Annotated in this window: 2 protein-coding genes; both read right to left on the bottom strand. The window is 69.9% G+C overall.

Annotated elements, in window-relative coordinates:
- The coding region (locus ACFWUY_RS41780) for a LamB/YcsF family protein (protein ID WP_384122348.1) at positions 1-288 on the bottom strand (288 nt) is incomplete at its 3' end.
- A 98-nt stretch (positions 289-386) separates the two neighbouring features.
- The gene (locus ACFWUY_RS41775) at positions 387-1,187 is read right to left on the bottom strand and encodes a TOBE domain-containing protein (protein WP_384122345.1); all 801 of its coding nucleotides are present in this window, start codon (positions 1,185-1,187) and stop codon (positions 387-389) included.
- Between the last annotated feature and the right edge of the window lie 24 nt (positions 1,188-1,211).

Below are 1,211 nucleotides of genomic sequence, written 5' to 3'. Positions count from 1 at the left end.
CGCCTGGAGAGCGCCGATTTGATACAGGACCTCGTCGCGCAGGTCGGCCGGGGCGATGGCGATATCGCGGCGACCGAAACCGACCAGATCGCGGTAGCCGACGTGGGCGCCGATCCGCACTCCCTTCGCCACCGCCAGCTCGCACGTGCGGCGCATGATGGTCGGGTCACCGGCATGGAAACCACACGCGATGTTCGCGCTGGTCACGATGTCGAGCATGGCGGCATCGTCGCCCATCCGCCACGGGCCGAAGCCTTCGCCCAGATCACTGTTCAGGTCCAGCGGCATGCGATGCCCTCCGGTCTTCGCGGGTCACTCGCCGGGTAGGTACCCCGGTGAATCGAGCATGAACGCACAGATCCATACCGTTATCACCGGGGCGCTGTTCAGCAGGCGTACACGCGGACCTCGGTGGCCTTCACCGCGAAGAAGGCCTGCGTGCCGATGGTGAGGTGGAGTTGGGCGACGGCGGCGGGGGTCAGGTCCGCGCACAGGCCCGGTGCCTGCGGTGCGTCGCCGCGGACTCGGACGATGCCGCCGCGGTCGGTGATCTCGGTGATGTCGACGGTGAAGACGTTGCGTGGGCTGCCATCCGGGCTCGTGCGGAACACCGACACCGCGGTCGGCGCGAAAACCGCTGCGGCGGGGGCGCCTGGGATGAAGTCACCGACTACGCAACCGTCGACGCCGAGGTCGGCGACGAACACGGTGCCGAAAGTAGGTGCGGGATTGCCGGGGTAAGTCCGCCGTTCAGCCGGTTCGCCGGCAGAACTGCCGGGGTGAGTCCGCTGGGCGGTCGGTTCGTCGACGGCGGCGGCGGGATGGGTCGCTGAACTGGTCTGCTGCTGTGGCGCCGGGCCGGAGTCCGGTTGGGCAGCTGAGTGCCCGGGGGAGCAGCCTGCCACGGTGCGGCCACCGCGTTCAGCCTCAGCACCGGCCGACAACACCGACTCGGCGGCGGTGCCGCGCAGGAGGTTGAGGCCGGCGATCCGGGCAGCGAAGGGGTTTCGGGGGTGCGACATCACCTCGGCGACCGGGCCGGATTCGACGATTCGACCTGCTTCCAGGACGACGAGTCGGTCGGCGAGAGTGATGGCGTCGATGATGTCGTGGGTGACCAGGACGGCGCAGCGGCGGTGGGCGCGGGCGGGTTCGTCGCGCAGGACGCGGCGGAGCAGGGTGCGCATGGCCGGGGCGACGTCGACGTCGAG

The organism is Streptomyces sp. NPDC058664 (genome assembly GCF_042716635.1).
Classification (GTDB): domain Bacteria; phylum Actinomycetota; class Actinomycetes; order Streptomycetales; family Streptomycetaceae; genus Streptomyces.
The sequence above is the reverse complement of the archived record's forward strand: the minus strand, read 5'-3'. Positions and strand labels throughout refer to the sequence as shown.